This window comes from Micromonospora sp. NPDC049044, assembly GCF_040649215.1.
In the GTDB taxonomy this organism is placed as follows: Bacteria; Actinomycetota; Actinomycetes; order Mycobacteriales; family Micromonosporaceae; genus Micromonospora.
On record NZ_JBEZFA010000007.1, the window covers coordinates 1 to 22,521 of the forward strand.

At 72.1% G+C, this 22,521-nt stretch carries 22 protein-coding genes; 9 read left to right on the forward strand and 13 right to left on the reverse strand.

The annotated features are described in order from the left end of the window. Positions 1–51 precede the first annotated feature (51 nt). From AB0B85_RS07280 to AB0B85_RS07300, 5 genes are all read right to left on the reverse strand, one after another. Complete coding sequence (locus AB0B85_RS07280) at positions 52–777, reverse strand: hypothetical protein (RefSeq protein ID WP_357404544.1); 726 nt, start codon at positions 775–777, stop codon at positions 52–54. Beyond that, positions 768–1,310, reverse strand: a complete 543-nt coding sequence (locus AB0B85_RS07285; RefSeq protein ID WP_357404546.1) for a hypothetical protein — start codon at positions 1,308–1,310, stop codon at positions 768–770. Before AB0B85_RS07285 ends, AB0B85_RS07280 begins: the two co-directional genes overlap by 10 nt. A gap of 102 nt (positions 1,311–1,412) precedes the next feature. Next, a complete protein-coding gene (locus tag AB0B85_RS07290) occupies positions 1,413–3,773 on the reverse strand; it encodes a sodium-translocating pyrophosphatase (protein WP_357404548.1) in 2,361 nt (786 codons plus the stop codon). Positions 3,774–4,087: 314 nt separating this feature from the next. Further along, positions 4,088–4,525 carry an ATP-binding protein gene (locus AB0B85_RS07295; protein WP_030334228.1) on the reverse strand — a complete coding sequence of 146 codons (438 nt, stop codon included), beginning with the start codon at positions 4,523–4,525 and terminating at the stop codon, positions 4,088–4,090. Further along, the gene (locus AB0B85_RS07300; RefSeq protein ID WP_357404550.1) at positions 4,522–4,878 is read right to left on the reverse strand and encodes an STAS domain-containing protein; all 357 of its coding nucleotides are present in this window, start codon (positions 4,876–4,878) and stop codon (positions 4,522–4,524) included. Before AB0B85_RS07300 ends, AB0B85_RS07295 begins: the two co-directional genes overlap by 4 nt. A gap of 251 nt (positions 4,879–5,129) precedes the next feature. On the opposite strand from AB0B85_RS07300, the gene AB0B85_RS07305 reads away from it, so the two are divergent. The 3 genes from AB0B85_RS07305 (at position 5,130) to AB0B85_RS07315 (ending at position 8,511) form a co-directional block, all read left to right on the forward strand. Continuing rightward, entirely contained in the window at positions 5,130–7,493 is a 2,364-nt protein-coding gene (locus AB0B85_RS07305; protein WP_357404911.1) for a DEAD/DEAH box helicase, read from the forward strand. Positions 7,494–7,591: 98 nt separating this feature from the next. Further along, positions 7,592–7,801 carry a hypothetical protein gene (locus AB0B85_RS07310; protein ID WP_357404552.1) on the forward strand — a complete coding sequence of 70 codons (210 nt, stop codon included), beginning with the start codon at positions 7,592–7,594 and terminating at the stop codon, positions 7,799–7,801. Between the two features lie 131 nt (positions 7,802–7,932). Next, positions 7,933–8,511, forward strand: a complete 579-nt coding sequence (locus AB0B85_RS07315) for a hypothetical protein (protein ID WP_357404554.1) — start codon at positions 7,933–7,935, stop codon at positions 8,509–8,511. Positions 8,512–8,801: 290 nt separating this feature from the next. On the opposite strand, the gene AB0B85_RS07320 is transcribed toward AB0B85_RS07315, so the two are convergent. From AB0B85_RS07320 to ssd, 7 genes are all read right to left on the reverse strand, one after another. Further along, entirely contained in the window at positions 8,802–9,197 is a 396-nt protein-coding gene (locus AB0B85_RS07320) for an Rv3654c family TadE-like protein (protein ID WP_357404556.1), read from the reverse strand. Between the two features lies 1 nt (position 9,198). After that, the gene (locus tag AB0B85_RS07325) at positions 9,199–9,513 is read right to left on the reverse strand and encodes a TadE family type IV pilus minor pilin (RefSeq protein WP_357404913.1); all 315 of its coding nucleotides are present in this window, start codon (positions 9,511–9,513) and stop codon (positions 9,199–9,201) included. Positions 9,514–9,635: 122 nt separating this feature from the next. Continuing rightward, positions 9,636–9,803, reverse strand: coding sequence for a DUF4244 domain-containing protein (locus tag AB0B85_RS07330; protein WP_081883916.1), 168 nt, complete (start codon positions 9,801–9,803; stop codon positions 9,636–9,638). Positions 9,804–9,825: 22 nt separating this feature from the next. Next, on the reverse strand, positions 9,826–10,464 hold the full coding sequence (locus AB0B85_RS07335; RefSeq protein WP_357404558.1) for a type II secretion system F family protein: 639 nt from the start codon (positions 10,462–10,464) through the stop codon (positions 9,826–9,828). Beyond that, on the reverse strand, positions 10,464–11,759 hold the full coding sequence (locus tag AB0B85_RS07340) for a hypothetical protein (RefSeq protein ID WP_357404560.1): 1,296 nt from the start codon (positions 11,757–11,759) through the stop codon (positions 10,464–10,466). The genes AB0B85_RS07335 and AB0B85_RS07340 overlap by 1 nt, the downstream gene beginning before the upstream one ends. Beyond that, positions 11,756–12,967, reverse strand: coding sequence for a TadA family conjugal transfer-associated ATPase (locus AB0B85_RS07345; RefSeq protein WP_357404562.1), 1,212 nt, complete (start codon positions 12,965–12,967; stop codon positions 11,756–11,758). Before AB0B85_RS07345 ends, AB0B85_RS07340 begins: the two co-directional genes overlap by 4 nt. After that, positions 12,964–14,067 (reverse strand): septum site-determining protein Ssd, encoded by a 1,104-nt coding sequence (gene ssd / locus AB0B85_RS07350; RefSeq protein ID WP_357404564.1) that lies wholly within the window; start codon positions 14,065–14,067, stop codon positions 12,964–12,966. Before ssd ends, AB0B85_RS07345 begins: the two co-directional genes overlap by 4 nt. A 347-nt stretch (positions 14,068–14,414) precedes the next feature. Between ssd and AB0B85_RS07355 the strand changes: the two genes are divergently transcribed. The 5 genes from AB0B85_RS07355 (at position 14,415) to AB0B85_RS07375 (ending at position 19,478) form a co-directional block, all read left to right on the forward strand. Beyond that, on the forward strand, positions 14,415–14,846 hold the full coding sequence (locus AB0B85_RS07355; RefSeq protein ID WP_357404566.1) for a hypothetical protein: 432 nt from the start codon (positions 14,415–14,417) through the stop codon (positions 14,844–14,846). An 868-nt stretch (positions 14,847–15,714) separates the two neighbouring features. Next, positions 15,715–16,518 (forward strand): HAD-IB family hydrolase, encoded by an 804-nt coding sequence (locus AB0B85_RS07360; protein ID WP_357404568.1) that lies wholly within the window; start codon positions 15,715–15,717, stop codon positions 16,516–16,518. Positions 16,519–16,693: 175 nt separating this feature from the next. Continuing rightward, on the forward strand, positions 16,694–17,590 hold the full coding sequence (locus AB0B85_RS07365; RefSeq protein WP_357404570.1) for a hypothetical protein: 897 nt from the start codon (positions 16,694–16,696) through the stop codon (positions 17,588–17,590). Next, positions 17,587–18,951 (forward strand): isoprenylcysteine carboxylmethyltransferase family protein, encoded by a 1,365-nt coding sequence (locus AB0B85_RS07370; RefSeq protein WP_357404572.1) that lies wholly within the window; start codon positions 17,587–17,589, stop codon positions 18,949–18,951. Before AB0B85_RS07365 ends, AB0B85_RS07370 begins: the two co-directional genes overlap by 4 nt. Then, positions 18,846–19,478 carry a TetR/AcrR family transcriptional regulator gene (locus AB0B85_RS07375; protein ID WP_357404573.1) on the forward strand — a complete coding sequence of 211 codons (633 nt, stop codon included), beginning with the start codon at positions 18,846–18,848 and terminating at the stop codon, positions 19,476–19,478. Before AB0B85_RS07370 ends, AB0B85_RS07375 begins: the two co-directional genes overlap by 106 nt. 7 nt (positions 19,479–19,485) lie before the next feature. Here the strand turns inward: AB0B85_RS07375 and AB0B85_RS07380 are convergent, their stop codons facing one another. Next, complete coding sequence (locus tag AB0B85_RS07380; protein ID WP_357404575.1) at positions 19,486–20,232, reverse strand: oxidoreductase; 747 nt, start codon at positions 20,230–20,232, stop codon at positions 19,486–19,488. Positions 20,233–20,509: 277 nt separating this feature from the next. On the opposite strand from AB0B85_RS07380, the gene acs reads away from it, so the two are divergent. After that, positions 20,510–22,474, forward strand: coding sequence for an acetate--CoA ligase (gene acs / locus AB0B85_RS07385; RefSeq protein ID WP_357404577.1), 1,965 nt, complete (start codon positions 20,510–20,512; stop codon positions 22,472–22,474). The last annotated feature ends 47 nt before the right edge of the window (positions 22,475–22,521 follow it).

Below are 22,521 nucleotides of genomic sequence, written 5' to 3' on the forward strand. Positions count from 1 at the left end.
GGGGGTGGGGGGGGGGGGGGGGGGGGTGGGGGGGGGGGGTGGGGGTGGGGGTTAGGTTGGCCAGGATTGGGGTGGGGTTGCTGGTGGGGGTGCGCCGACCAGCTCGGCGAGCCGGGAGAGTCGACGGCGACCGGTGATCCGGAACGCGGGACCACCGTCGTGGGGGTCGAGCAGCGTGCCAGCGAGCCCGGCCGCGGCGAGCGCGACCCCGATCCGCTCCCAGCACTCCCGGTCGTCCGGGCCGAGGCGCAACAGGAAGCCATCGGGCGGCTCCGGCGTCCCGGCGGCGGCGAGCCACAGCCGCAGCCGCCGGCCGGTCAGGTGAAAGGTGACGGGCGGGCGTTTCGCCGTACCGTGCAGCCAGCCGGCCGCGAGTGGCTTCAACACCCGGGTGTACGACGTCCGCACGGCGTGTCGCTCCCCCTCGGTCGGCTCCCAGCTCGCCGCCAGCCCGCGCGCCGCCAACTCGGCGACGAGCACGTGCACCCGCCACGCGGCGTCCACCTGCACCGAGAGCCGGGCGGTGCCACCCATCCGGACCACCTCGCCCGGCCCGGCTAGCAGCCCGGCCAGGTCGGCGACCGCAGGCTCGGCCGCCTCCGCCCCGAAGAAGACAAGTTGCCGACCCGCCTCGGCGGCCTGGATCGGCTCCGGCTGCGGCCGGCCGGACTGAGCTGGGACGGCGCGTCGCCGCGCCGGTGCGGGCGCGTCGGACTCCGGGGCGGGAAACAGCGCGAGTGGCTCCGCCGGAGTGTCGTCGAGCCCGCTCAGTGACACTCCGGCACCTCGTCGAAGGCTTTTTTCAGCTCCTCGGAGTTGAGCTTGCTGGTGTCCAGGGCGCTGGCGTCGTACTCCGTGTTGAGGGTCGCCACCGCGGCCCGCACGCCGTCGTAGAAGGCGGTCGGCTCGCCGGTGCCCAGCCCGTCGATGGTGTCCCGGGCGCGACCGTAGGCGTCCCGCATCTTCTCAAGTGAGCTGCGGAAGCCGGCGGAGATGGCCTCGCCGTTGTCGGTCTCCGGCACACCCGCCCGTTCCACCTTGCGGCGCGCTGCCTCACTTGCCTGCTCCGCCCCACCGAAGAGCCGCACCAGGTTCTCCTTGGCCTGCGCCGGCGTGGTCTGCGCGGTCATCTGCTCGTCCGTGCTGCTGGTCAGCTTGCTGATCTCGGAGCGCCACGGGGTGAGCGCGCCGCACACCGAAGCCGCCCAGGCCCGTGGACTGGGGCCACCGCCGCAGCCGGCGAGGACGACGACGATCGTGGCCAGGACCACCGTGAGCTTTCCGGCGGCAGACGCCCGGCACGTACGCATGCGTTGCAGCGTACGGCCTTTGGGCAGGTGTGGCACCGGGCCGGACGGCCCGGGTCCCCGGTCGACGCTGACGTCGACCGGGGACCCGGTGCCGGTGCCGGGTCAGGCGTTGACCGTCTCCGGCCGGTGGTCGGTGCTGCCCGCGCCGGTGCTGCCATCGGCGTCGGAGTCGGACATCGCGATGCCCTTACGCTTGCTGAACACCACAGACGCCACGATGATCAGCGTCGCGACCAGCGCGATGCCGACCCGCACGCCGACGTTGCGGTCATCGCCGACGCTGTACGCCACCACGGCGGGCGCGATCAGCAGCGAGACCAGGTTCATCACCTTGATCAGCGGGTTGATCGCCGGGCCGGCGGTGTCCTTGAACGGGTCACCGACGGTGTCGCCGATGACCGTCGCGGCGTGCGACTCGGAGCCCTTGCCGCCGTACGCGCCGTCCTCGACAAGCTTCTTGGCGTTGTCCCACGCGCCACCGGAGTTGGCCAGGAAGACCGCCATCAGGGTGCCCGCCCCGATCGCCCCGGCCAGGTACGCGGCGAGCGCGCCGGGCCCGAGGCCGAAGCCGACAGCGATCGGCGCCAGGATGGCCAGCAGGCCGGGGGTCATCAGCTCGCGCTGGGCGTCCCGGGTGCAGATGTCGACGACCTTGCCGTACTCCGGGCGCTGGGTGCGGTCCATGATGCCGGGCAGCTCACGGAACTGCCGGCGGACCTCCATCACGACGGCGCCGGCGGAGCGGGACACCGCGTTGATGGCCAACCCGGAGAAGAGGAAGACCACCGCCGCGCCGATGATCAGACCGACCAGGTTGCGCGGGTTCGCCACGTTGAGCGCGTTGAGGATCTCCGCCTCGACGTTGCCCACCTTCGCGTCCCCGTACGCGGCCTTCAGCGAGTCGGTGTACGAGCCGAACAGCGCGGTCGCGGCGAGCACCGCCGTGGCGATCGCGATGCCCTTGGTGATCGCCTTGGTGGTGTTGCCGACCGCGTCCAGCTCGGTGAGCGTCCGGGCGCCGTGCTCGTCGATGTCGCCGGACATCTCGGCGATGCCCTGGGCGTTGTCGGAGATCGGCCCGAAGGTGTCCATCGCGACGATCACGCCGACAGTGGTGAGCAGGCCGGTGCCGGCCAGCGCCACCGCGAACAGCGACAGCGTGATGGAGCTGCCGCCGAGCAGGAACGCGCCGAAGACACCGGCGCCGATGAGCAGCGCCGAGTAGACGGCCGACTCCAGGCCGATGCTGATGCCGGCCAGGATCACGGTCGCCGCGCCGGTCTGCGAACTCTTGCCGATGTCCTGCACCGGTCGCCTGTTGGTTTCGGTGAAGTAGCCGGTAAGCGCCTGGATCGCGGCGGCCAGCACGATGCCGATCACCACCGCGCCGATGGCTACCAGTCGAGGGTTGCCGGGCGCGTCGGTGAGCCCGCCGTCGAACTCGTCGAACGTCGCCGGGAGGTAGGCGTAGGCGGCGATCGCCACCAGCACCGCGGAGAGCACCGCCGAGATGTAGAAGGCCCGGTTGATCGCGCTCAGGGCGTTACGGTCGGAGGCGCGCAACCGGGTGATGAAGACACCGACGATCGCGATCAGCACGCCGATGGTGGAGATGATCAGCGGGAAGACCAGGCCCTCCTCGCCGAACGCGGCGCGGCCGAGGATCAGCGCCGCGACAAGCGTCACCGCGTACGACTCGAACAGGTCGGCGGCCATGCCGGCGCAGTCACCGACGTTGTCGCCCACGTTGTCGGCGATGGTGGCGGCGTTGCGCGGGTCGTCCTCGGGGATGCCCTGCTCGACCTTGCCGACCAGGTCGGCGCCGACGTCGGCGGCCTTGGTGAAGATGCCGCCGCCGACCCGCATGAACATCGCGAGCAGCGCGGCGCCGAAGCCGAAGCCCTCCAGCACTGTCGGCGCGTCACCCCGGTAGACCAGGACGACGAGCGCGGCACCGAAGAGGCCGAGGCCGACGGTGAAGAAGCCGACGACGCCACCGGTCCGGAAGGCGATCTTCATGGCCGCCTCGCGGCCACCTTCCCGTTCCCTCGCGGCGGCGGCGACGCGCAGGTTGGCGCGGGTGGCCAACCACATGCCCGCTCCGCCGATGAATGCGCTGAACAGGGCGCCCACCACGAAGAAGAGGGAGCGGCCGAGCTTCACCGCTACCTCACTGCCGTCGGTGTCGTGCACCGGCAGCAGGAAGAGCAGCACCACGGCGATGACGACGAAGATCGCCAGGGTGCGGAACTGACGGAGCAGGTAGGCCGAGGCGCCCTCCTGGACCGCCCCCGAGATCTCCTGCATGTTGGTGGTGCCCTTGCCGGCGGCCAGCACCGTTTTCGTCAGGGCGGCAGCGAAACCGAGCGCCACCAGCGCGACAACCGCGGCGATGACGACGTAGGTGACATTGCTTCCGGTAAGGGAAAGCCCGCCGCCGTCGGCGGCCAAGGTCTCGGACATCTGTGTCCTCCTGTTACCGAACACTCGCGCCGGTGAGTGGAGACGCACCGACCGACGCCTGGATGCGGACTTCGCAAGCGAGCGCCAACCCCAGCGGACCAGCGATGACCACCCATACCCGCTGGCTGCGGGATGGATCACTTGCTGACAACCCGGGTACTGTAGCCCTCCACAGTGTTGGAGGTCACACGCAGGTGCCACCGTGTCGCGATGATCTTCGTCGCTGTGTTATGAATCCAAATCTGATATAGGGCACGGTCCATGAACGAAAGGGCCGCACCCCCACCGGGATGCGGCCCACGAAACGATTCGGTTCAGCGGCCGACCGGCCACACCATCCGTACCTCGGTGCCGATGCCCTCGTCGACCGGGCGCACCTGGAGGTCCTCGACGAAACCGGCGAGCAGCGCGAACCCGACGCCGGTGGTCAGCGCCTCATCGGTGAGCGACTCGTTCGCCAACTCGTCCGGGGGCAGCGCGGTCAGGCCGATGCCAGCCTCGATCGGCGCCCGGTCCACCACCCGCACCGCGTACGAACCACCGTCGGACATCTCCACGAGCACCGGGTCGGCCAGGCCGTACTGCCGGTGCAGTGCCACCGCACGGGTGCATGCCTCACCGATGGCCAGGCGTACCTCGTCCAGCAGGTCCTCCCGGACCCCGGCCCGCCGCGCGACGGCGACACCGACCAGCCGGGCGGTGCGCACGTGCACCGGAGCGGGGGAGAACGAGAGCTTGACGGTCGCCATCACGCGCCGGCGCCCGCCGGGTCGGCGCTGATCGCCGCGTCGACCGTCGGGTGCAACGGGAACACCTGGTCCAGTGCGGTGATCCGGAAGATCTTGAGCAGCGGTTCCTTGTCACAGACCAGGGCGAACGAGCCGCCGGCCGAGCGGAGCCGCTTGAGCGCGCCGACCAGCACGCCCAAACCGGTGGAGTCGAGGAAATCCACCCGGTCGAGATCGACGACCACGTGCCGGGCGCCACCGTCGATCAACTCGAGGAGTCGTTCGCGGAGCCGGGGCGCGGTGTAGACGTCCACCTCACCACCGACCTCGAGCACCGTGTGCTCACCCTCGGTGCGGGTCGCCAGCGACAGCTCCATCGGTCCTCCTCGCCAGAGCCGTAAACTCTCGTGGGCATCTAACCACTACCGCCGGTGCGGCCTGCGGACGCCAGCGGAGGCTTCCCCTTACCCCCCGGCCCGACTTTTCATCTCCGAACACCAGTGCGAGAGTGCAGGGCGTGACCTCCAACGACTTCGGCGCGGCGCACCACCCGCCGCCCCATGACCCGGAGTCGTCGCCCGCGGCCACCGTATCCGCTGCTCGCGGCCCTGGGCCAGCGCCGGCCGACCTGCTGCGCCGGCTCCGGGCCCGGGGCGTCGGCGATCCGGTCACCCACGTCGAGCGGGTGCCGGCCCGCGCCGGGGTGCCCGCCCCCTGGCCGTCGTGGGCACCGGAGGAACTGCGCGCGGCGTTCACCAGCCGCGGAGTGGCAGCACCCTGGCAGCACCAGGCCGCGGCGGCCGACCTGGCGCACGAGGGTCAACACGTGATCGTCGCCACCGGCACCGCGTCCGGCAAGTCACTGGCGTACCAGCTCCCGGCGCTTGCCACCCTGCTCGCCGACCCCCGGGCCACAGTGCTCTACCTGGCACCGACGAAGGCGCTCTCCGCCGACCAGCTGCGGGTCGTCGCCGCGCTGGAACTGCCAGGGGTACGCCCCGCCTGCTACGACGGGGACACTCCGCGCGCCGAACGGGAGTGGGTCCGCCGGCACTCCCGGTTCGTGCTGACAAACCCCGACATGCTGCACCACGGCATCCTGCCCGGCCACGCCCAGTGGTCCGGTTTCCTGCGCCGCCTCGCGTACGTGGTGATCGACGAGTGCCACACCTACCGTGGCGTGTTCGGCTCGCACGTGGCGCACGTACTGCGTCGGCTCCGCAGGCAGTGCGCCCGGTTCGGGGCCACCCCGGTCTTCGTCCTCGCCTCGGCGACCTCCGGCGACCCGGCGACCGCGGCCGGACGGCTTACCGGCCTGCCGGTGACGGCGGTCACCGAGGACGCGTCGCCGCGCGGCGGGGTGACCTTCGCGCTCTGGGAGCCGCCGCTGCTGCCACCCGAGCCGGGCTCCGCACCCCCTGCCTCCACACCTCCGGTGCCCCCACCGGCCACCGGCGACGGCATCGCGCCGCCCGCACCCCCGCAGGCCACCGGCGACCACGACGACCTTCGGCAGGTCCGCCGGTCGGCGCTGCGCGAGACCGCCGACCTGCTCGCCGACACGGTCGCCGAGGGGGTACGCACCCTCGCGTTCGTCCGCTCCCGCAAGGGCGCCGAGGTCGTGGCGGCAAACGCGCGCCGGTCGCTCGACGACGCGGTGCCGGGGCTCGGCGACCGGGTGGCCGCCTACCGGGGCGGCTACCTGCGCGAGGAGCGACGGGAGCTGGAGCGGGCGCTGCTGCACGGCGACCTGCTCGGCCTGGCCTCCACAAACGCGCTTGAGCTGGGCGTGGACCTGGTCGGGCTGGACGCGGTGCTGATCTGCGGCTACCCGGGCACCCGGGCGTCACTGTGGCAGCAGGCGGGCCGCGCCGGGCGTTCCGGACAGGAAGCCCTCGCCGTGCTGGTGGCCCGGGACGACCCACTCGACACCTACCTGGTGCACCACCCGGAGGCGATCTTCGGTGCCCCGGTGGAGGCGACGGTGCTCGACCCGGCAAACCCGTACGTGCTGGCGCCGCAGCTCGCCTGCGCCGCCGTCGAGGCGCCACTCACCCCGGCCGACCTGGTGCTCTTCGGTGACGGCGCGAAGGAGGCCGTTGACCAGCTGGTGGAGGCCGGGGCGCTGCGGCAGCGGCCCACCGGCTGGTACTGGCGGCATCGCGAGCGGCCCGAGGTGGACCTGCGCGGAGAGGGTGGCGCCCCGGTCTGCGTTGTGGAGTCGTCGACCGGCCGGCTGCTCGGCACTGTCGACGGCAGCTCCGCGCACTTCCTGCTGCACCGTGGCGCGGTCTACCTGCACCAGGGCGTCTCGTACGTGGTCGATGACCTCGACCTCGCCGACGGCTGCGCACTCGTGCACGCCGAGGAGCCGGACTGGTCCACCCACGCCCGCGACGTCACCGACCTGTCAGTGGTGTCGGTACGTTCCTACGTGGACGCCGGGCCGGTCGGCATGTTCCTCGGCGAGGTGGACGTGACCAGTCAGGTCGTGTCCTACCAGCGGCGACGAATCGCCACCGGCGAGGTGATCGACACCCGACCACTCGACCTGCCCACCCGGGAACTGCGGACGGTGGCGGTCTGGTTCACCCTGTCGCCGCAGTCGTTGGCTCTTGCCGGGGTCCAGCCCGCCGACGTGCCTGGTGCGCTGCATGCCGCCGAACACGCCGCGATCGGTCTGCTGCCGCTGATGGCCACCTGCGACAGGTGGGACATCGGTGGGCTCTCCACAGCCGTACACCCGGACACCGAGGCGCCTACCGTGTTCGTCTACGACGGGCACCCGGGTGGCGCGGGTTTCGCCGAGCGGGCGTACGGGACGGCGTCGGCGTGGTTGCGGGCCACTCGGGACGCGATCGCCGAGTGCGGTTGCGAGACCGGTTGCCCGTCCTGCGTGCAGTCGCCGAAGTGCGGCAACGGCAACAACCCCCTCTCCAAGCCGGACGCGATCCGGGTGCTCGACGTGGTGCTGGCGAACCTGCCCGAATGAGCGGTTGCATGAACCGGCCTGACACTGGGCACAATGTGTGGGAGCGCTTCCATCGATCTCTCTCTTGCTGATTGCCCCGCCGTGCCCGAGGAGAAGCCGTGGCCGACACCATCGCCGAGACCGTCGACCTGCTCTACAGCATCGACCAGGATCAACTCACCCTCGACCAGCAGATCGCGCTCGGTTCCGCGCTGGCCAACCTGGCTCAGGCCGAACGGCTGGAGCAGATCAACGAACGGCTGCGCGTCATCCACCAGGTCTTCAACACCTGGGCGCTGCGCGCCGCGACCACCACCGACGGGCGCTGATCCATCCCCCCTGCTGGTCCTCTGACACCCGCCGACGGCTACCCAGCGTCTTGCGATCGCCGATGGCAGGGGAGCACGACAGTTGTTGGGCTGTGCGAGACTCCGGCGGACCAAACCCCTGAGGAGCTCAGATGCAGTTCGACAATTTGCAGAACCAGCAGCAGTTCTATGTCCGTCAGCGACTGCGCATGATGGTCAACCAGTACGAGGTCCGGACGGTCGCCCCGGACGGCACCGAGGGTGAGCTGATCGCGTTCGCGCAGCAGAAGCGCCTCGCCTTCAAGGAACAGGTGACGATCTACACAGACGACTCGAAGCAGCAGCCCCTGCTCGGCTTCAAGGCCCGCCAGCGCATCGACCTCGGCGCCACGTACGACGTCACCGACGCGGCCGGCAACGCGATCGGTTTGTTCCGCAAGGACTTCGCCCAGTCCCTGCTCCGGTCGACGTGGCACGTCGAGCAGGCCGGCCTGCCGCAGGTCACCGGCCAGGAACGCAGCATGCCGGTGGCACTGCTACGCCGGTTTGTCGACTCGCTGTCGTGGCTGCCGTACCACTTCGACTTCACCGCCGGCGGCCAGCCGGTCTTCACCGTGGTCAAGAAGTGGGGGCTGCGGGACAAGTACATCGTCGAGGTGCAGCACCCCCAGATCGACCGTCGCCTGGTCATCGCCATGGCCGTCGCCCTCGACGCGCTCCAGGCTCGCTGACACCTTCGGCTCACCCACTGCCCGGCCGCTGACCGGGACGAGGCCTCAGCCTGGTCCCGGCCAGCAGGCTGTCGGCGGATACCGCGACGTTCGCCGGTTCGTCGAGCGGCCGGCCCCGCCGACCCGACACCTGGCGCGAGCCCTGTGTGGACGGCAGCAGCCGCCCAGCCGCGCGCCCGACCCGGCGATCTTCCGGCGTGCCCACGGAATGCTCGGCCCCGACCCGGCGATCTTCCGGCGGGTCCGCCGAATGCTTGGCATCGACCCCGAGTAGACCCTGATGATGTCGGTCAACCGCGTACCGGTCCGGCGCGGGCCGTCGATGTGGCGACCCGGGTCAGTCCGGGGAGTGGGGTGAACACCACCTCGACCGTCACCAGCACGTCCAGTCCGTCAAGGCGACAGCCGACCGTCCGGCCGGCGTTGCGGCTGGCGATGTCGGCAGCGAACGCGCAGGCCGTCGCCTCGCCGTCGAACGGGTGGGCGGCTCCCGCCAGCGCGCCAAGATCGGCTGCCACCGCCGCCCGCTGACCCGCCAACCAAGTCGCGGCGATGGCGGCGCCGAACGTGCCGACCAGCAGAAAGACCAGCCCGGTCGCCAGCACCAGGATGGTTGCCCCGCCGCGCTGCGCGTCCGGCGGGGCGTCGTCGAGCCGTTCGGAGTCCGGGCCGAGAGTCCGTCGCATCTCAACTCCGCTCAGCAACGCCAGGTTCCACCGCCGCGACCGCGGTGGCGACCACTGTGATCCGGGGAAGCCGGCCGCCAAGCGCCCGGACGGGCGCGCGTACCGTCGTCCGCACCCGGTTGCCGTCCACGGACACCGACACCTCCGCCCCCGGGGGTGCCGCGCGCTCACCTTCGGCTCCGCCGTCCGCGCCACGGGCGGTGGCCAGCGCCGCTTCCCGGGCCGCGTGCAGGCAGCCGGCCTGGGCACTCACGGCATTGACGGCGGCGAGTCCAGCCAGCAGGAGCAGGAGCAGCGCCGGCAGGCCAGCCGCCAGTTCGGCGGTGAACGACCCGCGTTCGCCGTCGGCGACCCACCCGACGGTGCGGGTTCTGCGCCCGCCGCGCGCTCGCCCGGGATCGCCGCGCCTCCGATCGGGGCCAGCCTGCCGGCGCCCGATCACTTCAGCGCCCGGTCGATGACGGCGGTCAGCGCCGACTGAACGTTGCCGGAGGTCAGCACCTTCAACAGGATCCCGGCGAAGGCAACCGCCGCGAGTGTGCCGACGGCGTACTCCGCCGTGTTCATTCCGGCGTCGCCACGCAGGCGGGCGATGAGTTTGCGCATTACTGTTTCCCTTCTCGATGGGTCAGAGCACGTCGCCGAGAACGGCGACGATCACCGGCACCAGGCCGGCGAGAATGAACGCCGGCAGGAAGCAGAGCCCCAGCGGCAGGACGATGAGCACACCCGCCCGACGGGCTGACGCCTCGGCAGCGGTCGCCCGGTCGGCACGTAGGTCGTCGGCGAGCCGGGTCAGTGCACCGGCCAGGGCTGCGCCGCTGTTCGACGAGCGCAACGCCGCAGCGGTCAACCGCTCAGCACCGGGCACCGCGTCCAGCGCGGACCACGCCTCCGCCGGACCACCGCCGAGCAGCATCGTGCGGCCGGCCCGGGCCAGCCGCACGGCGAGTGGTCCGTCCAGAGCCTCGGCGACGGCCAGCACCGAGCGATCCACCGGAGCGCCCGCCCGCATCGCGGCGGCCAGCAGGTCGACAGCGAGCGGCAGGTCGGCGGCTTCCTGAAGCCGCCGCTTGCGCACGCCCGGTGACTCGATCCGGCGCAGGAGAAAATCAAGCAGCACCGCGGTCGGGACCGCACCGAGCAGCCCCAGCCAACCCTCGGCGACCACGGCCACGGCCAGCCCGCCCAGCGCTGCGGCGAGGCGGATCGCGTCCGGCCGCCGCCCACCGGCTGGTCCGCGTGGGCTCGTTGGACTCCGCGACATCATCCGGCCCGCCCCGGCGCCGCGCCCAGCCGCTCCGTCCAGAGAAGGCCCACGACCTGCAAGGCGACCGCGACGACGGCACAGACACCGCCGACACCGCTGTGCAGCAGCACCGCCACCGGGTCGACGCCGATCCCGTACCCCAGCCCGATCCCGCCCACCGGCAACGCGGCCAACAACCAGGCCGTGGCCCGGGCGCCGGCCGCCTGGGCCGCCGCGGCGGCCAGCCCTCTGTCGGTCGCCCGCGCGTCGGCCTCGATCCGCTCGACGAGTTCCGCGAGTGGCGCGCCGGTCCGATCGGCCAGCCGCACCGCGGCCGCCGTCAGCTGACGCAGCCGGTCGGACCCGTCCCGCCCGTCGGTGGCGGCCTCGATCGCGTGCGGCACGGGCAGGCCGGCCCGGAGGTCGGCCGCAAGGCCACACAGTTGGTCCAGCCCACGTCGCCTTCGACGCTCGGCACCCCGGTTCACACGCCAGCGCACCATCGCCCGTGCGGCAAGTACGGCGTACCCGCCAGACGCGACCGCTGCGACCGGGCCGCCGAGCACCGCACCGGCACCAGCTGCCAGCATCCCCACCAGCGGCAGGACCCGCGTCGACGACGGTGGAATCCGCCGCCACGCACCCACGGTCGGGGCATCGGTCGATCCGACGAGCTGGTCGGCCCGGTGCACGACACCTGCACGGCCCTCAGCCGTGGCCGCTCCGGATCGGTCGCCCGGATCGGTTGCCAGGTCGGCACACCTGGCGGTCAGCAGCGCGTCCGAAGCGTCGTCGCGACGGTCCACCGCCTCATCGCCGCCGCAGATCGTCATCGCGGCCACGGATGTGCCACCCTGTCCAGCGACGTCCGGGACCCGGGCCTCCTGCCCGGTGCTCCCGGCCGGACGTCGGGGGTCCCGACGGGTCGGCGGGCGTGTCGGGCCTACCGGACGGGCATAACGCACCGATCCGCCCCTGGCCCCAGGCCCGCCCGCGCCGCCGGTGGCCTCCCGGCTGGGCCAGCCGAGCGCGGTCGACCTCCCAGTCCAGTCCGCCGTGGTCCGCGTCAGGGTCGAAACAGCGACCGGGCCACCCGGCGTCGGTGAGTCGCCAGGCCCGTCGACCAGCCCGTCCGGCGTACGGCCGAGTTCCCGGACCCACTCCACCAGGGCCTCGTCGGGATCGCCGCCCCCGCTCCCCCGAGCCGTCGTCAACACCCGACGCCGGCGGGCCCGGATGCTGCGTACCGGCCACGCCACCAGGGCCGCGGCGACCAGCAACAGTGCTGCCACCAGCATCGTGGCGCCGGTCATGCCGGACCTGCCGACCCGGGCCACGGTTCGCTGAGGATCGGCGGCACCGCCACCCCGCGCTCCCGGAGCAACGCCCCCAACGTGCGGGCGGCCAACCCGAGACCCCCGCCGCGTACCCAGGCGGGCACCACTGTCACCAACCGTTCCGGCCCGTCGGGCAGCAGCAGGCAGACCGACTCCAGGACACGTCCCCGGTCACCACGGCGCACCTGGAACAGCACCTGCAACGCGGCGGCCACCTGGGCGTGCAGCGCGGCGCGCGGCAGCCCACCCAGCATGCCCAGGGCCTCCAGTCTGGCCGGCACGTCGGACGGGGAGTTGGCGTGCAAGGTGCCGGCGCCACCGTCGTGGCCGGTGTTGAGCGCCGCGAGCAGATCGACCACCTCGCCGCCCCGGCACTCCCCCACCACCAGGCGGTCCGGGCGCATCCGCAACGCCTGCCGGACCAGGTCGCCGAGGCTGACCGCGCCCGATCCCTCCACATTGGCGGTACGCGCCTGAAGCCCGACCACGTGCGGATGCCCCGGACGCAGCTCGGCCGCGTCTTCCACGAGCACGATCCGCTCGGTGGCTGGCACCATCCCCAACAGCGTGTTGAGCAGTGTCGTCTTGCCCGAGCCGGTGCCCCCGGTGACCAGGTACGCCAGGCGGGCGGCCACGACGGCGGCGAGCAGCGGTGCCACCGGTCGCGGCACGGTCCCGTGGCGGACCAGTTCGTCAAGGCTGAACGGCCGGTGTCGGAAGGTCCGCAGGGACAGGTAGGGGCCCTCGGTCGCCACCGGCGGCAGCACGGCGTGCAGTCGGGTGCCGTCGGGGAGCCGGGCGTCCGCGTACGGGGAGCCGTCGTCGAGCCGCCGGCCGGCGCTGGCGATCAGACGCTGCGCCAACCGGCGAACGTCCTCGATCGAGCCGAACGGCACCGCGACCTGTTGCAACCCCGAACCACGATCCACCCACACGCGGGTCCCGTTGACGAGGACGTCGGTGACCTCCGGGTCGACGAGCAGTGGGGCCAACGGCCCGGCACCGACGAGATCGTCGTGCACCCGGTCGGCTATCCGCAGCACGGCGTTGTCGCCGAGCACCGCAGTGGTTGGTTCGGCCCGTACCGCGGAGACGATCGACGCCGCCGTGACCGGGGTGGTGGCCGCGGCGATCCGCTGCCGCACTCGGGCGGCGAGGGTGCCGTCCTGCGACCGGCCGGTCATGCCGCACCCGTCGCCGGGACGCCTGTCAGGTCGGCGACGATCCGCTGGCAGAGCGCGGCCAGCGGGCCTTTTCCCGCGGCGGCTGGCGCCTCGCCCCGTTCCAGCCCGCGGCACAGCCCCGGCTCGGGGCGCAACGTGCCTGCCAACGGCAGCCCTAGTGCCCGCGCCACCTCGGTGGCACGTAGTCGTCCCGGGGCGGGCCCGCGCACCACCACCGAGAGCGCGGCGCAGTGCGGGGCGGCCGCGGCCACCACCCGAGCGGCCGCCGCTGTGGCACGCAACTCGGCGGGGACGACGACGAACGCCTGGTCCGCCGCCTGCAACGCGACAACTGCGGCGTCGTCCAACTGCCGTGGCACGTCGGCCACCACGAAGTCCCGACCCCGCCGGGCGGCGTCGACGGTCGCCGCCATCGCCGCCGCTGGCAGCGCCAACATCTCGCCGCGGTCCCAGGAGAGCACCACCAGGTCCCCCCGGTTGGGCAGGGCCCGCACCAACGCCGGGGCGTCCACCCGCCCGTCGGCGCCGGTGAGCGACGGCCAGCGCAGCCCCTCCAACTGCTCCCAGCCGAGCACCAGGTCGAGGCCACCCCCGAGCGGGTCCGCGTCGACAAGCAGCGTGCGCAGCCGGGCCCGGGCGGCGGTCACGGCGAGGCCGCCAGCGAGCACACTCGCCCCGGCACCACCTCGGCCGCCGAGCACCGCGACGATCCGGGCGCCGACGTCGTCCGGGCGGTCCGGACCCTGCTCGGCGAACCGATCCACCAGCCACGGCTCCGCGGTGGGCAGCATGGCGACGTGCTCGGCCCCGATCAGCTCGGCGACCTGCCAGCCGGGGTCGAGCTGGCCGACGCGGCCGACAAGCACCAGCCGGGACCGCTGCGGTAACCGGGCACGCAGACACGACTGCGCCTGGTCGGCGCCGAGCAGCACCAGCGGAGCGGGCTGCCAGCGGGTACGGGCGGCGGCCGGGTCGCGGGCCAGGTCCACCTCGGTCCCGCCGGCGGCGGCGAGTCGGAGCAGGTCATCGAGCAGTTCGTCATCGCCGGTGACCACCAGCGGAAGCCGGCGGGTCGGCGGAACCGAGGTACGGGATGGCATCGCGGCCTCCAGCGGTCGGGCTCTGGTATGCCGCCGACCATGCTCGGAAACCGCCCGGCAAGCTGCCCGACCGCGCCGACCTGTGGACAACCAGGCGGGCTGTGGACAACGCCCGCGGCGACAGTTGATCTGCTACGCGCTCGGCCGGTCCGCCTCGCCACGAGTTGCTCGGCAACGGGACCGCTTCTCCCGGGAGCGGTCCCACTGTCGACGGTCAGGCAAGTTGGTCGGTCGACGGCGCGGGTCACGTGCGATGTTCCAGCGGTCGCGGTCGGCCTCCTGGCGCGCGGCCTGGACGAACCCACTCCCCCACCGTGGTGGGCATCGATCGTTGTAGGATCCCCGTCGTGGGATACGCAGTAAACCCTTCAGGTCGCGTGCACCTCCCGGAGTCGGACGATGCCGCCGCGGCCGCCGCCGCCCAGGCCGCCATGGCCGAACGAGTTGGTTGGTACAACCCGGACACGGTTCCGCCGGTTGGCACGGTTACCGACCTGGCGGACGAGGCCAGCGCCTCGATCATCCGCGACGGAGACTGGCTCGAGTTCGGGTTCGACGACGCGGGCGACCCAAAATGGTCGAACCAGGCCACCGCCTTCTACGTGGCGATCGCGCCGTTCGTTCGCTCGGGAACCGTCGACATCGAGGGCGAGGATGGTGCCCGCTGGTCATACACCTACGCCAACGGGCAGATCACCCAACAGGGTTGGAATGGTTGGGATGGATCGATCGAACCGTTTGGCGAGCACGTGAACCTCGATTCCCTGAACAATCCGTAGGCGCGACTTCCCGCATCGGCCGTTCGGATATCGACAGGGCTCTCCGATGCTCCTATCGAGGGCACATCTCGCCGGCTGACTCCGGGCGGAGTTTGGCCCCTCCCTCCCGAACGCCAGCACGGAACTGCTGCGTGTCAGCCATTGCTGCCTGGTGCCGTTGAGCAGGTGAAACATACTGGCCCATGCCGTCCGTCGTCAGCGCCTGGCGGCCGATTCGCTGCGTTCTCGCCGCTTCGGTCAGTGCCACTAAAACCCACGCCAGACATGGCGGCCAGAACGTGTGGCTTCCGTGTCCCGCAGACGGATCCACCACTCCCGGAGACCAACGGGACTAGCTAAGGCGCCCAGCCCTCTTGGTCACCTCGAACCATTCTCAGCAGAGGCGTCACTTTCTGCGCCGCAGCCGCATCGTGCATTGCTTCCAGAATCCGGATGCCTTCGAGCGCATTTCCGCCGCTCATCATTGCTAGCGCTTGCTTGTATTCGGCGGTGAGTACGTTGCCGCAGGCACGCCGTCACCAGTCCGGGAGCGCTCCCCGCAAAGGGACGACCCCCGTCGGGGGGAGACGGGGGTCGTCGAAGGTTCGGCTCCGGGGGGGTCGAGCCGAACCACTCAGCGGCCACGGGGGGTGCAACCGCTGAGGGTCTTGTCTATTTCGGGGATGTGAATGCTCGTCGTACCGACAAGTCTGCCTGAGCGGGCCCGTCACGTCGAGTGGTGCCGACCCCACTCACTGCGAAATTCTCCTCGCGGAGTGTGACCGTGATCACGCAGAGCGGGGATATTTGGTGCCAGCCCGCAGGTCCGAAGGGTGGCCTGACCCCGGGCACCCGCCGACGATAGACCATCCGGCTAGACTTTCGCGCCGTGGGCCGAAGTGCCGCTTTCTTCGATCTGGACAAGACCGTCATCGCCAAGTCGAGCGCCCTGGCGTTCGGTCGGCCGTTCTACCGGGACGGGCTGATCACCCGGCGTGACGTGGTCAAGTCGGCGTACGCGCAGCTGATGTTCCGGCTGGGCGGCACCGACGAGCAGACCATGGCCCGAACACGGGACTATCTGGCTGCGCTCTGCAAGGGCTGGCAGGTGGAACAGGTCCGCCAGATCGTCGCGGAAACCCTGCATGAGCTGATCAACCCCTATGTGTACGCCGAAGCAGCAGTCCTGATCGCGGAGCACCAGGCCGCTGGCCGCGATGTGGTGCTGGTGTCGGCGTCCGGCGAGGAGATGGTCCGGCCGATCGGCGAGTTGCTCGGGGTCACCGACGTGATCGCCACCCGGATGACGGTTCGGGATGGCCGGTACAGCGGCGAGGTCGAGTTCTACGCGGCCGGTCCGAGCAAGGTCGAGGCGGTCGGCGAGTTGGCCGCTGCCAGGGGTTATGACCTGGCTGACTCGTACGCCTACTCGGATTCGTACAGTGATCGACCGCTGTTGGAGTGTGTCGGTCACCCGAGTGTGGTCAACCCGGACCGGCAGTTGCGCAAGCTGGCTTCGGAGAATGCCTGGCCGGTGCTGGAGTTCCGGCACCCGATCCCGCTGGGCCGTCGGCTGCGGGAACGACCCGCCGTTCCGGTGGCCGCGGCGGCGCTCGGCGTCGGGGTGGGCGTGGCCATCGGTATCGCCTGGTATGGCCGGCATCGCCGGACCCGCGCCGCCGCCACCGCCTGACCGGTCCGGCCTGCGCGCCCCTTCCTCCCTACCCCTCGCTCCGGCATCCCGGAGCGGCGGTGAGTGCGGCCCTCGTTCCCCTGCACCGCGCTCGGATCGCGCCGAATCACTCGTTGAGCGATTGCTCAAGTAGTCGTATGCTCCGTTTGAGCGACTGCTTAAAACGGGAGGTCATGTGACTCAAGACGAGGAACCGCCAGCAGAGCGAACGGCCGCGCACTGGATCCTGGCCGGCTTGATCACGCTTTTCGGGGTGGTCGTCTTCATCAGGGTGGTCGATCAGGGCCGGGCCGACAGCGCCGTGCTCTTCGTGGCGCTTCCGGTGCTGCTGGCCGCCGCGCTCGCCCTGACCCCGCGCCAGACGGCCCACGGCAGGGTCTTCGGGGCCGTCACGGTGGCCCTGCTGCTGGCGGCGGTGGTGCTGCACGAGGGTGCGGTCTGCGTCCTGCTGGCCGCCCCGCTGGTGTACGCGGTGGCGCACGGCACCACCGCCCTGATCCGCGCCCTGCAGAAGGCCAACCGGCCGTACGTGTTCGCGGCCGTGCCGCTGCTGCTCCTGCCCGGCCTGGAAGGCAGTGGCATCGTCGGCCGGGTCGACCCGGCGCAGACGGTCGAGGTGACAAGGGTCGTCGGGCTTCCCGTCGATCGGGTGGCCGAGCGCCTCGCCGCCGGCCCGCACCCGACCACCGTCCGTTCCGCGCCGCTGCGGCTGCTGGGCGTGCCCACACCGGGGCAGGTAAGTGGCGACGGGCTCAGCCTCGGCGATCGGTGGATGTTCGGCTACCACGGCAGCGCGCACGGCCCGGGCGGGCACCTGCTCGCCGAGGTGGACGACGTCGCACCGGGGCGGGTCGGCTTCCGCTTCGTCGAGGACAGCTCCATCACCGCGCGCTGGTTCACCTGGCGGCACGCGGAGCTGACCTGGCGGACGATCGACCCCGGGCACACCGAGGTCCGGATCCAGGTCGACTACGCCCGGGGTCTGGACCCGTCCTGGTACTTCGGGCCGGTGCAGCAGGTGCTGCTCGGTGCCGGGGTCGGGCACCTGCTCGACATGCTGGCGTTGGAGTGACCGTCGCCCGCTGGCTGAGCCTGGCGCTGCCGCTGCTCGCCGTACTCGCCGTCGGTGCCCGGGTGCGGGACCGGACCTCCCGGGCCGCGGCACTGCTGGCGTTCGTCGCGGCCGGGATCGGCATCGCCGCGCTGCACGAGGTCGCCCGCCGGACCGGCTGGTACGCGTTCACGCCGGTCGCCGGCGCCTACCGGGGGATGCCGGTGGACCTGTGGATCGGCTGGGCCGCCCTCTGGGGCGCGCTGCCGGTGCTGCTGCGCCGGGTGCTGCCGCTGCCGGTCGCGCTGGGTCTGCTGCTCTGGGTCGATGCGGTGGCGATGCCGGCGCTGCACCCGCTGGTCCGCCTCGGCCCGCACTGGCTCGTCGGGGAGGTGCTCGGGCTGCTCCTGGTGGCCCTGCCCGCCCAACTGCTCGGTCGGTTCTGCGCCGACCGCCGGCACCTGGGCGCGCGGACGCTGCTCCAGGTCGGGCTCTTCGCCGCGCTGCTGCTCTGGTTCCTGCCCACAGTGGCCTTCGAACTGGGCGACGGGACGTGGGCCGGGCTGACCGGGCTGGACCGCGGCAGGCTGCTCGTGGTGGCGCAGCTGGCCGTGCTGACGGCCACGCCGGCGCTGGCCGCCGTCGCCGAGTTCGCCGTGCGGGGCGGCGGCACGCCGTACCCGTGGGACCCGCCGCGTCGGCTGGTCACCACCGGCCCGTACGCCTACCTCGCCAACCCGATGCAGCTCACCGCGGTGGCGATGCTGCTGCTCACCGCCGGGGTCACCCGGAGCGTCACCCTGGCCCTGGCGGCGGTGTCGGCGGGAGCGTTCGGAGCGGCGGTGGCCGGGCCGCACGAGCACCACGACCTACGAGCGCGGTACGGCGACTCCTGGCGGGCGTACCGGGCTCAGGTGCGCGACTGGTGGCCTCGCTGGCGGCCCTACTCCACCGGGCCCCCGGCGGTGCTCTGGCTGGACGACGACTGCGGGCCGTGCGCGGCCACCTGGCGGATGCTGGCCCGGCGGCACCCGGCCGGGCTGCGGATCCGACCCGCCCGGGAACACGAGCGCGTGCTGTGGCGGGCGGAGTACGTGGGCGGCGACGGTCATACCGAACGGGGGGTGGCCGCCGTCGCCCGCGGACTCGAACACGTCCACCTCGGCTGGGCGTTTGTCGGCTGGACGCTGCGACTGCCCGGGGCCACCTGGCTCGCCCAACTTGTCACCGATGCGATGATCGCACCGCCGCACCCGGCCCGCCCGCGAGGAGAGCCATGTCCGACACCAAACAGCGCCTCCTCGACGGCACCATCGCCGCCATCCGGGAGCACGGCATCGCCGGCGTCTCCGCCCGTACCATCGCCGCCACCGCCGGGGTGAACCAGGCGCTCGTCTTCTACCACTTCGGCACTGTCGACGACCTGCTCGCGGCGGCCTGCCGGCACGGCACTGTCGAGCGGGTCCGGCACTGGTCGGCGCGGTTGACCTCGACCGGGTCGCTACGCGATCTGCTCGCCGTCGGGCGGGAGCTGCACGACGAGGAACGCCAGCTCGGCAACGTCAACTTCCTGGCCCAGATGCTGGCGGGGGCACAGGCGGACAAGCGGATGGCCGCACCGACGGCTGCGGCGCTCCAGCTCTGGGTGGACGAGATCGAGTCGGTCCTGCGCAGACTGCTCGCCGGCTCACCGTTCGCCGAGGTGGCCGACGTGCCGGGCCTGGCCCGCGCGGTCTCGGCCGCGTTCATCGGGCTGGAGCTCTACGAGGGGGTGGACGAGGCGGGCGCCGCCCGGGCGATGGCCGCCCTCGACCAGCTCGCGCTGCTGCTGGAGATCGTCGACGACCTCGGGCCGATCGCCCGCCGAGCGCTGCAAGCCAAGGTCAACCGCGCGGTACGGCGGGAGTGACAGCGGCTCAGCCGGCGGCGAGGATCTCGTCGCCGATGGCGGTGAGCTGGTCGGCGCCGACCTCCACCGCCGCCATGTAGTGGCGCAGCCACGAGCGCAACCCGTCCGGGGTGCCGGTGGCGAAGGCGCTGGCCGAGCCGACGTACTCGGGCTCCCGCTCGCGGTGCCCGACGTCGACGGCGAGCAGCCCCCGCGGGTCGAGACCGCTGGCGAGCAGCACCAGCCGGGCGGCACCACGGGCCACCAGGCCGGACGGTCCGGCGAACGGGCGCAGGTTCAGCAACTCACAGTGGACCACTGCGGCGAGCACAAGCGGCGAGACGGTGCTGCCGCCGGCAACCAGCCCGGCCAGCCCGTCCAGCCGGGCGGCGACCACCGGATCGGCCACCGGGCGACCCAACTCGGCCTCCGGCACCACGTCCCGGGCGGCGAGCACGTGCAGTTTCGCGAGCGCCTGCCGGGGTGCCTTCGGCCAGAGTTCGCTCAGGCCGGGCAGCGCCCCGGCGACCCGCAGCGCCCCCTGGAGCACGCGATCGGTGACAGTGCCGGCGCGGACCGCCTCGCGGTCGTGTCCGGCCCCCTCAAGGGCGGCGCTGGCCACCGCCGAGCGGAGGCTCACCTCGGCCGCTACCTGCCCGCCGTGCCGGCGCAGCGCCCGGTGCCCGAGCGCCTGGTCGAACCGCTCGCGGGCGCGCTCGACGGCGGCGGCGATGTCGGCGAGCGCGAGCAGGGGCGCGAGCGGGTCGGTGGTCACCCCGTCACGCTAGCGACCCGGCCCGACCCGGCGGGTGGCCCCCGGGCGCAACGCGACAGGGACCACCCCACCCGAGACACCCGCCGGCCCCCGACGGTGCCCCCGAGGGGCTCCGGGCGCCGGCCCCGGGCCGGTCCAGTGGGCGGCGACAGGCCGTCGGGCGCGCGGCGGGGGCCGCTCGGCGCGACCGGGGTGGGCGGCGGTCGCCGGCTTGCTGACCCGCGACTACCCTCGTGGCCAGCGAGACGCAGGTCACCCGAGGACGAGGAGTCACGGCATGAGCGAGGCATTGGCAAATCTGCTGAACGAGACGCGCCAGTTCCCCCCGCCGGCCGAACTCGCCGCGCACGCCAACGTCACAGTCGACGCGTACGCGGAGGCCGACTCCGACCGCCTCGCGTTCTGGGCGAAGCAGGCCGACCGGCTGGCCTGGTCGAAGAAGTGGGACGAGGTGCTCGACTGGTCGAACCCGCCGTTCGCGAAGTGGTTCGTCGGTGGGCAGCTCAACGTGGCGTACAACTGCCTGGACCGGCACGTCGAGGCGGGCCGGGGCGACAAGGTCGCGATCCACTGGGAGGGCGAGCCGGGCGACACCCGGACCATCACCTACGCCGACCTGCACGAGCTGACCTGTCGGGCGGCGAACGCGCTCACCGACCTGGGTGTCACGGCCGGCGACCGGGTGGCGATCTACCTGCCGATGATCCCGGAGGCGGCGGTCGCGATGCTGGCCTGCGCCCGGATCGGCGCGGCGCACAGCGTGGTCTTCGGCGGCTTCTCCGCCGACTCGCTGAGCAACCGGATCCAGGACGCCAGCGCCAAGGTGGTGATCACCGCCGACGGCGGCTACCGGCGGGGCAAGCCGTCGGCACTGAAGCCGACAGTGGACGAGGCGGTGGCGAACTGCCCGTCGGTGGAGCACGTGCTGGTGGTCCGCCGTACCGGCGAGGACGTGGCCTGGTCGGCGAAGGACCGCTGGTGGCACGAGACGGTGGAGACCGCGTCGGCCGAGCACACCGCGCAGCCGTTCGACGCCGAGCACCCGCTGTTCATCCTCTACACCAGCGGCACCACGGCCCGCCCGAAGGGCATCCTGCACACCACCGGCGGCTACCTGACCCAGGCGTCGTACACGACGCACGCGGTCTTCGACCTCAAGCCGGAGACGGACGTCTACTGGTGCACCGCCGACATCGGCTGGGTCACCGGCCACTCCTACATCGTGTACGGCCCGCTCTCCAACGGTGCCACGCAGGTGATGTACGAGGGCACCCCGGACACCCCGCACAAGGGCCGGTTCTGGGACATCGTCGAGAAGTACAAGGTCAGCATCCTCTACACCGCGCCCACGCTGATTCGCACGATGATGAAGTGGGGCGAGGACATCCCGGCCGGGCACGACCTGTCGTCGCTGCGGCTGCTCGGCAGCGTCGGCGAGCCGATCAACCCCGAGGCCTGGATGTGGTACAGGGAGTTCATCGGCGGTGGGACGCTGCCCGTCGTCGACACCTGGTGGCAGACCGAGACGGGCGCCATCATGATCTCTCCGTTGCCGGGCGTGACCGCGACCAAGCCGGGGTCGGCGATGGCCCCACTGCCGGGCATCGTGGCCGACGTGGTGGACGACCAGGGCCAGTCGGTGCCGAACGGCGGTGGCGGCTACCTGGTGCTGCGTGAGCCGTGGCCGTCGATGCTGCGCACCATCTGGGGTGACGACAACCGGTTCATCGAGACCTACTGGAGCCGGTTCGACGGCATGTACTTCGCCGGTGACGGGGCCAAGAAGGACGACGACGGGCACATCTGGCTGCTCGGCCGGGTCGACGACGTGATGCTGGTGTCCGGGCACAACATCTCGACCACCGAGGTGGAGTCGGCGCTGGTGTCGCACCCGTCGGTGGCCGAGGCGGCGGTGGTGGGCGCGACCGACCCGACCACCGGGCAGGCCATCGTCGCGTTCGCCATCCCGCGCGGCAGCGCCGACATCGCGGGTGAGGCCGGCGAGCAGTTGATCGCGGACCTGCGCAACCACGTGTCGAAGACGCTCGGGCCGATCGCCAAGCCGCGGCAGATCATGCTGGTGCCGGAGCTGCCGAAGACCCGCTCCGGCAAGATCATGCGCCGGCTGCTGCGTGATGTCGCGGAGCACCGGTCACTCGGTGACGTGACCACGTTGCAGGATTCCTCGGTGATGGAGTTGATCTCCTCGGGGATGAGCGGGGCAAAGTCCGACGAGGACTGACGGCAGGCGTACACACCGGAGGGTGGCGGTCCGTGCGGACCGCCACC